This is a genomic window from Actinoplanes sp. NPDC051861 (assembly GCF_040681145.1).
Taxonomy (GTDB): domain Bacteria; phylum Actinomycetota; class Actinomycetes; order Mycobacteriales; family Micromonosporaceae; genus Actinoplanes.
The window spans coordinates 128,327-141,415 of record NZ_JBFAYE010000017.1; the positions used below are offsets into that span (position 1 = coordinate 128,327).

A 13,089-nucleotide genomic window follows, 5' to 3' on the forward strand; every position below is an offset into this window, starting at 1 on the left:
TCACGTGGCTCGCCGGACTCGCCTGCGCCGCCGCGCCAGCGCCATGAGGACCGGGCCGATCAGGCCCGCCAGGCAACCCACGGCCAGCGTCACGACCAGCGCGTACCGCAGGTTGCCCAGCGGGTGGCCGGGCGTCGGCGCGGCCTGCGCGATCGGGACGGCGGACCCGTGCCCGGACGGTGTCGCGGTGGGCGCCGCCCCGTTCGGGGCGGAACCGGCGGCCGGCGTGGTCGCCGCCGGTGTGGCGGTGGCCGGTGTCGTGCCGCCCGGGGTGGTGACCGGCGCCGTCGTCGTGGCCGCCGGGGACGGCGACGAGGTCTTGCGCCCGGCGTCGTCGAGGACGGTCTGTGCCGCGGCCAGGGTGGCGGCGCGCAGGCTCTGCGGCAGCGGCGCGTACCCGTACGGGAGGGTGCCCGGTGTGACACCGGGCGTCTGGCCGTCGCCGGCCGCGTACCGCAGCAGCGCCGCGTAGTCCGTGCCGGCCGCCTTGTCCAGCCCGGACGGCACGGTCGCCGCGTAGAGCAGCGAGGTCAGCGGGTACGCCCCGGACAGCTTCGTCGCCGGGTTCGGGTCGAGCACACCGCTGACCGCCGGCGACTGCGTCATCGCGGACACCCCGGCCAGCAGGCTCGGCGTGCTCGGCGCGACGAAGGCGCCGGACGCGTTGCGCAGCTGCACCGTCGGCAGGCCGTACCGCTCCGCCGTGGCGACGTCGGTGACCGCCAGCACCGCCCGCTTGCCGGGCGACTGCGGCGTGCCCTTCTTCCAGCCGACCACCGCGCCGGTGCTGTCCCGCGAGGTGGCGTTGCGCACCAGGGTGTCGCCGCGGCTCGCCGAGCGGGCCGAGTCGTGCATGTGGTTGGCGTACGGATGCATGTCGAGCGTGCACCACTCCCGGGCGACGCCGTCGTCGGCGCGCAGGTCGACGCAGTAGAGGTCGCTCTTCGGGAAGATGTCCACCGGCCAGGACAGCTCGCGGTAGATCGGGTTGACCCGCATGCCCCACTGGTCGGCCGTCCCGGCCAGGAACGCCTTCGCCTCGGCGTCGGAGTTCACCCACTCCCACAGCAGCGTGGCCATGTCGGTCTGCCCGACCGAGACCAGCGCGTCGCCGATCGGCAGCGGCATCTGCTTGGCGCTCGCCGGGCTGTCCGGCTCGGCCGGCACCCAGTCCGGGTTGTGCTGCTGGAACTCCGGGTCGTAGCTGATCGACAGCGGGTTCGCCGCGACCGGCTGGTGGCTGAAGTCCGCGCCGGTCCGGTAGGACTGGGTCAGCAGCTTGGCCACCAGGCGCGGGGTGAGCTTGATCGGCGGGATCCGCTTGCCCTCGCGCTTCAGGTCCTCCGGGCCCGCGCCGAGACCGGACTGCCAGTCGATGTTCACGGCGATGGCCAGCCCGGAGACCGCCACCGGGGCGTACACGCGGGGTCTGGCCGGGTCACCGGCCACCGGGCGGTTCACGAACACCAGGCCGGGCTCGTCCTCGGTGAGCTGGCCGCGGGCCAGGTTGTCGGTGGTGGTGGAGAAGCCGAAGACCCGCTCACCGCCCGCGCAGAGCGCGGGCTGCCAGCGCAGCATGGCCTCGGCCATGGCCTCGGCGCCGATCGTGCGGCGTTCCGCGGCGCCGAGCGGGCAGACCCGCCCGAGGGGCTGAAACTTCAGGGGTACGGCGATGCGGTTCGCCCAGTTGGACGCGCTCAGCGGCGACGAGTCGAGCCAGCGGTGCGGCTTGGCGTCGCCGGTGCTGCCGTCCACCTCGGCCGAGCCGCGCGGCACGATCACCAGCCAGCAGGACCGGGCGCCGCCGTCGGCGAGCCTCGCGCCGCAGCCCAGGCCGGGCGCCTCGGTCGCGGTCTGCGCCTCGAAGAACTCCTCGCCGGAGCCGTCCTCGCCGGTCCGCCCGTACGGGATCTCGTTGGTCGTGGCGACCTCGAAGTACTCGCCACCGCCACCGGAGGTGACCGGTTCCCCGCTGACCGGCCGGAACGGCACGAACGCCGGGTTGCCGCCGGCCGGCTCCTCGATCGTCTCCTCCGGGTCGTCCAGATCGCCGTACGTCACCTGCCGGCTGCCCGTCCAGAGGCCGCCACGGGTGTCGCTGTGCAGGGCGCCGAACTGGCACTGCTCGCGGTCCGGCCCGGCCGGGTCGTCGCCCCAGCACTGCATGATCTGCAGGTAGTCGGTGTGAACGCTGCTGTCGACGGTGGGCTTGCCGCCGGTCCAGGAGACCGTCACCACCTGGTTGATCAGGTCCGTGGTCTGGCTGACGGTGACCCGCAGGGCGGCGAACTCCCCCCGGCCGGGCACGGTGACCGAGGTGCCCTCGCCGGCGGCGGTGGCGACGGAGGCGGGGCCGGCGAGCGTGCTGAGCGCGGCCAGCGTGACGGCGAGCAGGGCGGGCACCAGGCGGCGGGTCATCGGCGGTCACCCCGGCGGGTCATCCGGGCCACCAGCGGCGGGCCGACCGTGAGGGCGAACAGCAGCACACAGGCCAGGGCGATCAGGGCGGTCTTCAGCGCGGGGTCCAGCTGGAGGCCGACCGAGACGGGTACCGCCAGGGCCGGGTCGCCGCCGCCCGTACCGGCGCCGGCACCACCGACCACCTGACCGGTGTCCGGGTCGATGGTCGTGCCACCACCGGTGGACCCGGTGCCGGTGCCGGCCGTGGACCCGGCGGCGGGGGTGGTGGCGCCGGGCGTCGCGCCGTTGCCGGTGGGCGTCTTGGCGCCACCGCCGCCGTTGTTGGTGGTGGGTGTCTCGGCCTGGGCGCCGCCGGTCCCCCGGGTGCACTGGGTCGCGCCGAACCGGTCGCACTTGTCGGGGTGCGGCGCGGTCTCGGCGAGCGTGTTCTTGCCGCTCCTGGAGAACGTCGGGTTGTTGCAGTTCTTGATGTCGATGTTCTGGACGTCGACGCCGGGGATGCGGCGCACCTGCTCGAGCCCGGCCTGCACGAGGTTGATCGGCAGCGGGGAGTAGCCGAGCTTCTTGGCCTGCTGCTGGCCCTCGCAGAGGAAGTAGTAGGAGAAGTCGCCGAGGGTCTTGCCCTTGGTCGCCTTGAACTTGTTGTTCTCCTGGTCGACCGGGATCAGCATGTAGCTGTAGCTGGACAGCGGGTACGCCCGGTCGTCGCCGTACGCGTAGACCCCGCTCAGATCCTGGGTCAGATAGTCCGGCGAGTTCTTGTTGTTGTTGATCTTCGCAGCCAGCAGGGCCACCGCCACCGACTCCGCGGTCGGCTCGATGTAGTAGTCCTTCGCGTTGCGGATCTTCGCGACCGGGAACTCGAGGTTCTTCGCGTACGAGTACTCGACGTACGTGATCGTTCCCACGCTCGTCCTCTGCGCGACGTATCCGGAGACGTTCTGCGAGCCGGACTGCGCGGTCATCGCGCTGCCCCGGATCAGCGGGTAGAGCGAGGTGATGCCGCACGGGTTCGACTTGCGGCCGGCCTTGGCGCAGTACGCGTTCCACAGCTGCGGGTACCGGGCGGCCATCCACATCGTCAGCTGAGCGGTCGTGCCGGAGCCGTCGGACCGGACCACCGGCACGATCTTGCGGGCGGGCAGTGCCAGCCCCGGGTTGTCCGCCTTGATGGCCGGGTCGTTCCAGACCGTGATGACGTTCGTGAAGATCTTCGTGACGGTGTCACCGGAGAGCCGCAGGTTGGTGACCTTCCGGCCGCCGATCTCCAGGTTGTACATGAACGCCGTGCCACCGGCCACGATCGGCATGTACGCGAACGGGAACGGCGGGCGGGCCTCGGTCGCGGCGCCGTCGTCCTTGCCGTACGGGATCTCCGAGACGCCGAAGTCCTTCAGCCCGCTGGCGAACTGGTTGCGGCCGAGGGTCGAACCGCCGCCGCCGTAGTCGACGCGCATGCCGTACTGCTCGACGTTGGAGGCCCACTGGTCGATCGCGTTCTGGCTCCACGTCGAGCCGGAGCCGGTGATCGGCACGTAGTCCGCCGCGGCCGCCGGCGGCGCTCCGGCGACCTCGACCGCCGCGACCAGGAACAGAGCCGTCACCGCGGCTGCCAGACGTCTGATGTTGATCATGAGTTTCCTTTTCCACGGCGCTCGATACGGGCCACGTCGCGGGACGACTGCCGGGTGCGGGCCCGCCGCTGCCGGGCGGTGAGCTCGCCGGCGCTCCGGCCGCCGACCAGCCGGGCGAGCAGGAACAGCAGCAGCACCAGCAGGAGCAGCAGGGCCGCGGTGCCGAACCCCCGTGCCACCACGGTCGGTTCCGGCGACTTGACCAGCATGAACGTGGCCAGCGGCAGGGAGACCTGCGGATCGTGGAAGGGGTCGGTGTTCAGCGCCTTGGTGTATCCGGCGGTCAGCAGCACCGGTGACGTCTCGCCGATCCCGCGGGCGGTGCCCAGGATGACCGCGGTGGCCAGCCCCGAGCGGGACGTCGGCAGGATGACGTGCCAGGCCGTACGCCACCGGCTCGCGCCGAGCGCCAGCGACGCCTCCTTGAGCGAACCGGGCACCAGGCGCAGCACCACGTCGGCGGCGCGCACCATGATCGGCATCATCATCACGCTGATCGCCAGCGCCGCGGCGAACCCGGACTCGTCGAAGCCGAGAACCAGCAGCACGGTGGCGTAGATGAACAGCCCGGCGACGATCGACGGCAGCGCGGTCATCGCCTCGACCACGGTCCGCACGAACCGCGGGAAGCCGCCGCGCATCTCGGCCAGGAACAGCGCGCAGACCAGGCTCAGCGGGATCGTGATGGCCAGCGCCAGCCCGATCTGCTGCAGGGTGCCGACCAGCGCGTGCAGGCCGCCGCCGACGGTGAGCGGCTCCAGCGGACCGGCCAGCCGCAGATCCTCGGTGAAGAAGTTCGGGTGCACCAGCGCCGAGAACCCCCGGACCAGCGTGAACGTCACCACGAAGACCAACGCGACGAGCAGCAGCGCGGCCAGTGAGTGGATCACCGCGGAGGCCAGCCGGTCGCGGACCGACGGGCCGTCGCCGTCGAGCCAGAGCAGCACCGCGTAGAGCGCCAGGAAGCTCGCGAAGGCCAGCGCGCCGAAGCCGAGCAGGCCGGAGAACGGCGCGATCCAGTAGTAGATCAGCGCGGTGAGGCAGATCGCGGCGACCGCGGCGCCGAGCGCGGTGAGGACGTCCTCGCCGCGCAGTGTCGCGGTGTCCCGGCGGATCTCGGGCTGGTCCATCACGCCTCGCTCTCGGCACCGGAGCGGCTGCGGGAGACGACGATCCCGGCGCCGAAGTTGACCACCAGCGTCATCAGGAACAGCGCCACACCGGCGGCCATCAGCGCGGACAGGGCGACCGGGCCGGCCTCGCCGTAGCGCAGCGCGATCAGTGCGGAGACCGAGTTGGCGCCGTTCTGCAGGATGTGCGGCTGGATCACGAAGACCGGCGAGATGATCAGGTAGACCGCGATGGTCTCGCCGAGGGCCCGGCCCAGGCCGAGCATGGTGCCGCCGATCATGCCGCCCCGGCCGAACGGCAGGACGACCGAGCGGATCATCCCCCAGCGGGTGGCGCCCAGCGCGTACGCGCCCTCCCGCTCGCCGATCGGCGCCTGGGAGAATGCCTCCCGCATGATCGAGCAGATCACCGGGGCGACCATCATCGCCACCACGATCCCGGCGATGAACGTCGAGGACGTGTAGACGGTCTCGGTCGCGAGCGGGTCGCGCGGGTCGGACCCGGTCACCCGCAGGAACGGGATCCAGCCGAACCAGGTGGACAGCCAGCGGGCCAGCCCGACCACCTGCCCCTGCAGGAAGGCGAACCCCCACAGGCCGTAGACCACGCTGGGCACCGCGGCCATCAGGTCGATCAAGCCGATCAGCACCCGGCGCAGCCGCCCCGGCGCGTACTCGGAGACGTAGAGCGCCATCCCGGTGGCCAGCGGCACGGCGATGCCGATCGCCACCCCCGCGATCAGGATCGTGCCGGTCAGCACCGCGGCGATGCCGAAGTTGCCCGAGTCCGGCTCCCAGTCCTGGGTGGTCACGAAGTCCCAGCCGGCCAGGCGCAGCGCGGTGGCGGCCTTGTCGAAGAGGAACGCGCCGACCATCAGCATCAGCAGCAGGACGGCGGCGCCGGCCAGGCGAAGCACCACACGGTACGCGCGGTCCGCGCCCCCCGACGGCCGGATCCGCCGCCGGCGCTCGCGGGGCAGAGCCGCCTCGAGTGTCGTGGTCGTCACGCGATCCCTCCGGCGCCGCGGCCGTCCTCGGCCTGCTGCATGCCGAACATCTCGGCCTCCGCCAGCAGCACCAGTACGACCTCGGCGGCGTGCTTGGCCTGGATCCGCCGCTGGTAGTCGCGGCTGGACACGGCCACCACGAGGTCACCGGCCGACATCCGCCAGCGCCAGCCCGCGGATCCGGTCCGGGTCAGCGTGACCCGCAACTCGGCGGCGTGCTCGCGCACCCAGGACGCCGCCGTGCGGCAGGTGTCCCGGTCCGGGAACTCGCCCGGCGCCCGGCCGAGGTCACGGTTGTTGGTGGTCAGCAGTCGCCAGCTGACCGTGTCGCCGGTCCGGCTCCGGAGGAACCCGAAACGCGCAGCCATTTCCGCCTCGCCTCACATGGTGGAGACACGCGGTGCGACCTAGATCGTCATGCGTGCGAGGCACACGCTGAAGCCACCCTGTACACACCCGACACACAGACGGTTAACAGGAGACGCCGAGGAAACGTCGGAGGACGGCGAACTACGCGGACCCGCCCGGACTGGCGCGCGTCACGCAGACTGGGCCGGGTGGAAACGCTCGCCTGCGGCCATGTCGCACATCCCGGAAAAAGCCGTGCCTGCCCCCACCTGCTCCGGCCGTACGAGTCCGGGGACCCTGACTACTACCGCCTGCTGACCGGCGTCGGGCTCGAAGCCGACCTGATCTGCCCCGGCTGCGACGCCGCCCGGAGCAAGGGCGAGGAGGTCACCCTGGCGGTGATCTGTGAGGGCTGCGCGGCGATGTACGACGACGACGAAGCCGGCTCGTTCGCCGGCTGGCGGGGCGAACCCGGCATCGCCGAGCGCCCCGAGGCCGTGGACACCGCGATCGTCACCACCTCGCTGCCGCGGCGTGTCGGCGCCGTCCAGGACATCGCCGCGATCCCCGGCGGCTGGCTGATCCTCGACCGGGCCGGTCGGCTCTTCCGCTTCGACCCGGAGACCGGCGCCCACGAGCGGGTGGCGAGGACCGGGCTGCGCCCCGAGAAACGCAAGCCCCACCTGCGGCAGACCCGGATGCGGCTGCACACGTCGGCGGACGGCCGGTTCGCCGCGGTGGTCAACGACTACGGCCGCCACGGCGAGGTGCTCGATCTCGCCACCGGCGCGGTGACCATGGAACTCGACGGCGGCGAGCACCACACCGAGCACCAGCCGTTCCCGGTGGCGTTCACCGGCGGCACCGTCGTGCACCGCCGGGCGTGGAACCGGCTCGACGCCAGCGACGCGGCGACCGGCCGCCTGCTCACCGCGCGGGAGTTCGACGACGACCGGCGCCCCGGCTACGCCCACGGCGCGCTCCACCCGTCCCCCGGCGGGCACTGGCTGGCCGAGGACGGCTGGGTCTTCGCCCCGGCCGGCGTACCCGAGGTGTTCGACCTGCGGGCCTGGCTGGCCGAGAACCCCTGGGAGTCCGACGACGGCCGCAGCCGGCGGCGGTTCTGCCAGCGCACGCACTACTGGGACGTGCCGATGTGCTGGATCGGCGACAACCTGTTCGCGATCAGCGGGCTCGGCGCCTGGGACGACGAGATGATCGACGGGGTACGGATCTTCGACGCCGCCAGCGGGGCCGAGGTGCACGCCTTCGCCGGTCCCCGGGGCGCGCTGTTCAGCGCCAGCCGACGGCTCTACGCCGCGGCGCCGGAGGGCCTGGAGATCTGGGACCCGTTCAGCGGTGAGCGCCCCGGGCGCATCCCCGGGTTCCGGCCGGCACACCATCACCGGGCGGCGGGTGAGCTGGCCGAGATCCGCGACGGTGAGCTGTTGCGGTGGCGCATCCATGAGCGTCTATTGGAGCAATGACTCCTGTCTCGCGACGTGAGCTCCTCGCCGGTGCGGCCGGCGCCACCCTGCTCGGCACGGCGGCGACCCGCGCCACCGCTGCCGGTACCGACCGGACCAGCCTCGATCAGGGCACCAACCTCGCCGTACGCCTCTCGCCGGACGGCCGCCGGATAGCCATGGACCTGGCCGGCGTGCTCTGGGTGCTGCCCGCCTCGGGCGGCGCCGCGCGCCGGCTGACCGGTGACCTCTTCGACATCGCGCAACCCGACTGGTCCCCGGACGGCGCACAGATCGCGTTCCAGTCCTACCGCACCGGCACGTTCGACGTGTGGGTCGTGCGGGCGGACGGCTCGGGCCTGCGGCGCCTCACCGAAGGGCCGTTCGACCACCGCGAGCCCCGCTTCGCCCCGGACGGCCGGACCGTCGCGCTCTCCTCCGACCGGGGCGGCAGCTACGGGATCCACCTGCTGGACGTGGCGTCCGGGCAGCTCACCGCGCTCGCCGACAGTGCCGCCGAGGAGTACGAACCGGCCTGGTCGCCGGACGGCAGCCGGATCGCGTTCGTGGTCGCCAACACCCGCGTCGACGTCGTCGAGGTGGCCACCGGTGCCCGCGGCACCGCCGTCACCGTGCCGGCCGGCCAGATCATCCGCGGGCCGGAGTGGACGCCGGACGGGACCGGCCTGATCCATCAGCTCACCCTGGACGGGCGCAGCGAGCTGTGGCTCAACGGCGCGCCCGTGGTGACCGGCGAGGAGGTGTTCGGCTTCCGGGCGTCCTTCCGGACCGCCACGGAGATCGTCTACGCCGCGGACGGCGGCATCCGGCGGCGCACGCTGGGATCGTCGGCGCCGGCCGGGCGGATCGGCTTCGCCGCCCCGGTGCCGCTCACCCGGCCGCGATACCGCAACCGCACGCGGGACTTCGATTCGCGTACGCCGAAAGCGGTCCTCGGCATCGGCAGCCCGGTCCTGTCACCGGACGGCCGCTCGGTCGCGTTCCGGGCCCTGGGCGACGTCTGGACCATGCGGATCGGGCAGCCGCCGAAACCGCTGACCCGCGACCAGTGGTGGAAGTGCGACCCCGCCTGGTCACCGGACGGACGGTCGCTGTCGTACTCGACCGACCGCGGCGGCAAGCTCGACATCTGGATCCGTGACCTGGCCACCGGCGCCGACCGGCAACTGACGGCCCTGCCGAACGCGGCGGCCGTCTCCGGTAGCTGGTCGGCGGACAGCAGGCACCTGGCGTTCCTGGACCAGACCGGCGCGCTGTACACCGTGGAGGTGGCCACCGGCGCGGTACGGCAGCTCTTCACGGCCACCTTCGAGCCGGGGCGGCCGAGCTGGTCGGCGGACGGGCGGACGATCGCGCTGGCGGCGGTGGTGCCGTACTCGGCCCGGTTCCGGGAGGGGCTCAGCAAGATCCTGCTGGTGGACGTGGCGAGCGGGGCCGGGCGCTACGTGGACCCGCTGCCGCACCGGTCGCTGCAGACCCGCGGCGACGACGGGCCGGTCTGGTCACCGGACGGGCGGCGGATGGCGTTCGTGCTGGCCAGCGTTCTCTGGGTGGTGGACGTGGCGGCGGACGGGACGTTCACGGGCGCGCCCCGGCAGATCACCGGCGAGGTGACCGACGCGCCGAGCTGGAGCGGGGACTCGCGGCGGCTGCTCTACCTGCACAACGGGGTGCTGCGCGTCGTCGCCGCGTCCGGAGGGCGGCCGGAGACCGTACCGATGAAGCTGACCTGGGCCAACGCGGTTCCGCGGGGGCGCACGGTGATCCACGCCGGGCGGATGTGGGACGGCGTGCGCCGCGACCTCGCCACGGACGTGGACATCGTGATCGAGGGACAGCGGATCACGGCGGTCGAGCCGCACCGGGACGGGCGCGACGGCCGGCTGGTGGACGCGCGCGACGCCGTGGTCACGCCGGGACTGATCGACATGCATCACCACCGGGAGATGCAGGGGTACGCGTACGGCGCCCGCCAGGGCCGGCTGTGGCTGTCGCTGGGCATCACCACGACCCGCTCCCCCGGCAGCCCGGCGTACCACATGGTCGAGGAGCGCGAGTCGGTCCAGTCCGGCGCGCGGATCGGCCCCCGCTACCTCGCCACCGGCGAGGCGATCGACGGCTCCCGGATCTTCTACAACTTCATGCGGCCCACCTACGACCCGGCGCAGGTCGCGCTGGAGCTGGAGCGGGCCGGCGCGCTCGGCTACGACCTGATGAAGTCATATGTACGGCTGTCGCCCGAGCGCCAGCGGCAGGTGATCGCCTGGGCGCACCGGCACGGCCTGCACGCCACCTCGCACTACCACTACCCGGCGTTCGCGTTCGGCGGCGACGGTCAGGAGCACGTCGGCGCCACCAGCCGGTTCGGATACTCGCGAACGGTCACCGCGCTCGGCAACGTCTACGCCGACGTGGACGACGTCTTCGTCACCACCGGCGCGGCCCGGACCCCGACGCTGTTCCTGGCCGTCACACTGCTGCGCGAGGACGACAGCCTGGTCGACGACGAACGGGTACGCGCCCTCTACCCGCCCTGGGAGCTCGCGGCCCTGCGGACGATCGCCACCACGGCACAGACCACCGACCAGACGGTGACCCGGCAGAACCTGGCCCGTCAGGTGGCGCACCTGACCCGGCTGCTGCGCGGCGGCGGGACGGTGATCACCGGCACCGACTCGCCGATCTCACCGAACGCCGTCAGCACCCATCTCAACCTGCGCGCGCTGGTGGAGTACGGGATGACCCCGTACGAGGCGCTGAGCACGGCCACCCGGATACCCGGCGAGTTCCTGACCGAGCCGCTGGGCCGGATCGCGCCCGGGTACTACGCCGACCTGGCGGTGCTGAACGGCGACCCGCTCACCGACATCAAGCGCGCCGCCGACGTACACCAGGTGGTGGCCGCCGGTGTGCCGCACACCGTCGCCGACCTGATCGAGCCGTTCCGCGCAGCCGTGCACACGGCTCTGCGAAGCGTCGAAGCGCCACCGCACAACCCGGCCAACGACCGGTACTGGTGGCACGACCCGCACTGGGTCGCCGAGGCCCGGCACGCCTGCTGCGAGCACTGACCTCAGATCAGCGACTCCAGGTACTCCTTCGCGGTGACCGGGCGGGACAGCGCCGCCGCCTGCCCGGCCCACAGGTTGGTGTACCCGGGGTCGTCGCGCTGGGCCGAGGCCCGGCGCAGCGGCTGCATCAGCGTGTTCTGCACCGGGTACGCCGGCACGCGCGCCTCCTCGGCGGCGAGCTCACGGATGAGCGTGTTGAGGATCCCGCGCGCGTGCCGCCCGGAGAACAGCCGGGTCAGGACCGTCACCCGCGCGCCCGGCCCGGCCAGCGCCGCCTTCTGGACCGGGCTCGCGCCGGACTCCACGGTGGCCAGGAAACCCGTCCCGACCTGCACGCCGTCCGCACCCAGTGCCAGCGCCGCGGTGACGCCACGCCGGTCGGCGATCCCACCGGCCGCCACCACCGGGACACGCACCGCGTCGGCCACCTGCGGCACCAGCGAGAACGTGCCGACCAGCGACTCGGTGACCGGCCGCAGGAACGCGCCGCGATGCCCGCCCGCGTCGCTGCCGGAGGCGACCACGACGTCCAGCCCGCCCTCCTGCAGCGCCACCGCCTCGTCCACGGTGGTCGCCGTTCCGATCGTGACGATCCCGCACCGCCGCGCCTCGGCCACCACCCGCGCCGGCGGCACACCCATCACGAAGCTGATCACCGGAGGCTCGGCAGCCAGCAGCGCGTCCACCTGCTCGTCGAAGGCCGGCGGCGGCTGATAGCCGGTGGGCACCGCCAGGCCGAACCGCTCGTAGAGCGGCCGCAGCCGCTCGAGGTCCGCGGGCACCGGCCGCAGGTCCGCCTCCTCCGGGTGCGGCACCCAGAGGTTGACGTTGAACGGCCTGCCGGCCGGCACGGCCGCCCTCAGCTCGGCGACCAGATCGGTGATCGCGGCGGGCGCGAGGTGGTTCGCCCCGAACGAGCCGAGCCCGCCGGCCGCGCTGACCGCGGCGGCGAGCCCGACGGCCGACATCCCGCCGCCGAAGGGTCCCTGGACGACCGGATGCTCGATCCCGAGCAGGCTGGTGAGCGACATGACGCGACCCTATGCCCGTCCGGCCGCCGTCAGCCGCTCGGCCAGCACCCGGCAGCGCTCGTGCAGCTCCGGCGGGTCGAGGATGTCGAACGGGTGCCCGAGCAGCACCATGTGCATGAGCACGAAGTCCAGGCTGGCCGCACCGCTGCGCAGCTCACAGCGGCCGTCGCCGCGATCGGTCACGAACGCCGCCGACGGCGGCACCTGCGCGCGGACCGTCTCGGCGGGCGCGTGCACGAGGAACCGGGCCTCGTGCGGGTAGACCCCGCTCGCCACGCCCTCCTGCACGTGCGCCGCCGCGTCCGGCGCCGGGCGCGGCCGGAACCGCCAGGTGCGCGCCGCCACCCCGCTCATCCGGTCCACCCGGAACGTGCGCCAGTCCTGGCGGTCCAGGTCGTAAGCGAACAGGTACCACCGCCGGTCCGAGGCCACCAGACGGTACGGCTCGACCCGCCGGCGGCCGGCCGTCCCGCCCGACGGGTAGTCGAACCCGGCCTCGACCTGGTCACGGCACGCCCGGGCGAGGGTCATCAGGACCTCCCGGTCGACCGGCTCACGGCCGGAGCCGAACGACTCCGTCGAGCCCGACAACGCCCGTACCTCATGGCGCAGCCGGACCGGAAGCACCTGGTCCAGTTTCGTCAGCGCGCGCAGCGCGGCGTCGCTGGCGCCCGCGCCGGCCAGCAGTGACATCGCCGTGGCGATGGCCTCCTCGTCGTCGAGCAGCAGCGGCGGCAGATGCTGGCCCGGTCCCAGCTGATAGCCGCCGCCGACACCCTGACCCGCTCGCACCGGATAGCCGAGCGTGCGCAGCCGCTCGATGTCACGCCGCACCGTGCGGTCGGTGACGCCGAGCCGCTCGGCGAGCTCCGGGCCGGTCCAGACCTGGCGCTGCTGCAGCAGCCCGAGAAGGGTGAGGACCCGCTCCGTCGTCTCCATCCCCCCAGCCTTCCAGAGAAA

Annotated in this window: 9 protein-coding genes; 2 read left to right on the plus strand and 7 right to left on the minus strand. The window is 73.0% G+C overall.

Annotation, left to right across the window (positions count from 1 at the left end; genetic code table 11):
• From AB0M02_RS33665 to AB0M02_RS33685, 5 genes are read right to left on the minus strand one after another with little or no spacing between them, the layout of a single operon-like run.
• Complete coding sequence (locus AB0M02_RS33665) at positions 1 to 2,418, minus strand: hypothetical protein (RefSeq protein ID WP_364234342.1); 2,418 nt, start codon at positions 2,416 to 2,418, stop codon at positions 1 to 3.
• Positions 2,415 to 4,055, minus strand: coding sequence for a substrate-binding domain-containing protein (locus AB0M02_RS33670; RefSeq protein ID WP_364234345.1), 1,641 nt, complete (start codon positions 4,053 to 4,055; stop codon positions 2,415 to 2,417). The genes AB0M02_RS33665 and AB0M02_RS33670 overlap by 4 nt, the downstream gene beginning before the upstream one ends.
• Positions 4,052 to 5,185 carry a phosphate ABC transporter permease PstA gene (gene pstA / locus AB0M02_RS33675; protein WP_364234347.1) on the minus strand — a complete coding sequence of 378 codons (1,134 nt, stop codon included), beginning with the start codon at positions 5,183 to 5,185 and terminating at the stop codon, positions 4,052 to 4,054. The genes AB0M02_RS33670 and pstA overlap by 4 nt, the downstream gene beginning before the upstream one ends.
• Positions 5,185 to 6,192 (minus strand): phosphate ABC transporter permease subunit PstC, encoded by a 1,008-nt coding sequence (gene pstC / locus AB0M02_RS33680; RefSeq protein ID WP_364234350.1) that lies wholly within the window; start codon positions 6,190 to 6,192, stop codon positions 5,185 to 5,187. Before pstC ends, pstA begins: the two co-directional genes overlap by 1 nt.
• Positions 6,189 to 6,560, minus strand: coding sequence for a hypothetical protein (locus AB0M02_RS33685; protein WP_364234352.1), 372 nt, complete (start codon positions 6,558 to 6,560; stop codon positions 6,189 to 6,191). The genes pstC and AB0M02_RS33685 overlap by 4 nt, the downstream gene beginning before the upstream one ends.
• Before the next feature lie 189 nt (positions 6,561 to 6,749).
• Here AB0M02_RS33685 and AB0M02_RS33690 point away from each other — a divergent pair, with 189 nt between their 5' ends.
• Positions 6,750 to 8,027, plus strand: coding sequence for a hypothetical protein (locus AB0M02_RS33690; RefSeq protein ID WP_364234355.1), 1,278 nt, complete (start codon positions 6,750 to 6,752; stop codon positions 8,025 to 8,027).
• Positions 8,024 to 11,098, plus strand: a complete 3,075-nt coding sequence (locus tag AB0M02_RS33695; protein ID WP_364234357.1) for an amidohydrolase family protein — start codon at positions 8,024 to 8,026, stop codon at positions 11,096 to 11,098. The genes AB0M02_RS33690 and AB0M02_RS33695 overlap by 4 nt, the downstream gene beginning before the upstream one ends.
• Before the next feature lie 2 nt (positions 11,099 to 11,100).
• Here AB0M02_RS33695 and AB0M02_RS33700 read toward each other — a convergent pair whose 3' ends face one another.
• Complete coding sequence (locus AB0M02_RS33700; RefSeq protein WP_364234360.1) at positions 11,101 to 12,129, minus strand: nitronate monooxygenase; 1,029 nt, start codon at positions 12,127 to 12,129, stop codon at positions 11,101 to 11,103.
• 9 nt (positions 12,130 to 12,138) lie between these two features.
• On the minus strand, positions 12,139 to 13,068 hold the full coding sequence (locus AB0M02_RS33705; RefSeq protein WP_364234363.1) for a YafY family protein: 930 nt from the start codon (positions 13,066 to 13,068) through the stop codon (positions 12,139 to 12,141).
• Positions 13,069 to 13,089 lie beyond the last annotated feature (21 nt).

Excerpts from the sequence above, each read along its gene's own strand:
- pstA (WP_364234347.1), bottom strand. The coding sequence starts at position 5,185 with ATGGACCAGCCCGAGATCCGCCGGGACACCGCGACACTGCGCGGCGAG.
- AB0M02_RS33665 (WP_364234342.1), bottom strand. The coding sequence starts at position 2,418 with ATGACCCGCCGCCTGGTGCCCGCCCTGCTCGCCGTCACGCTGGCCGCG.
- AB0M02_RS33685 (WP_364234352.1), bottom strand. The coding sequence starts at position 6,560 with ATGGCTGCGCGTTTCGGGTTCCTCCGGAGCCGGACCGGCGACACGGTC.
- AB0M02_RS33700 (WP_364234360.1), bottom strand. The coding sequence starts at position 12,129 with ATGTCGCTCACCAGCCTGCTCGGGATCGAGCATCCGGTCGTCCAGGGA.
- AB0M02_RS33670 (WP_364234345.1), bottom strand. The coding sequence starts at position 4,055 with ATGATCAACATCAGACGTCTGGCAGCCGCGGTGACGGCTCTGTTCCTG.
- AB0M02_RS33705 (WP_364234363.1), bottom strand. The coding sequence starts at position 13,068 with ATGGAGACGACGGAGCGGGTCCTCACCCTTCTCGGGCTGCTGCAGCAG.
- AB0M02_RS33695 (WP_364234357.1), top strand. The coding sequence starts at position 8,024 with ATGACTCCTGTCTCGCGACGTGAGCTCCTCGCCGGTGCGGCCGGCGCC.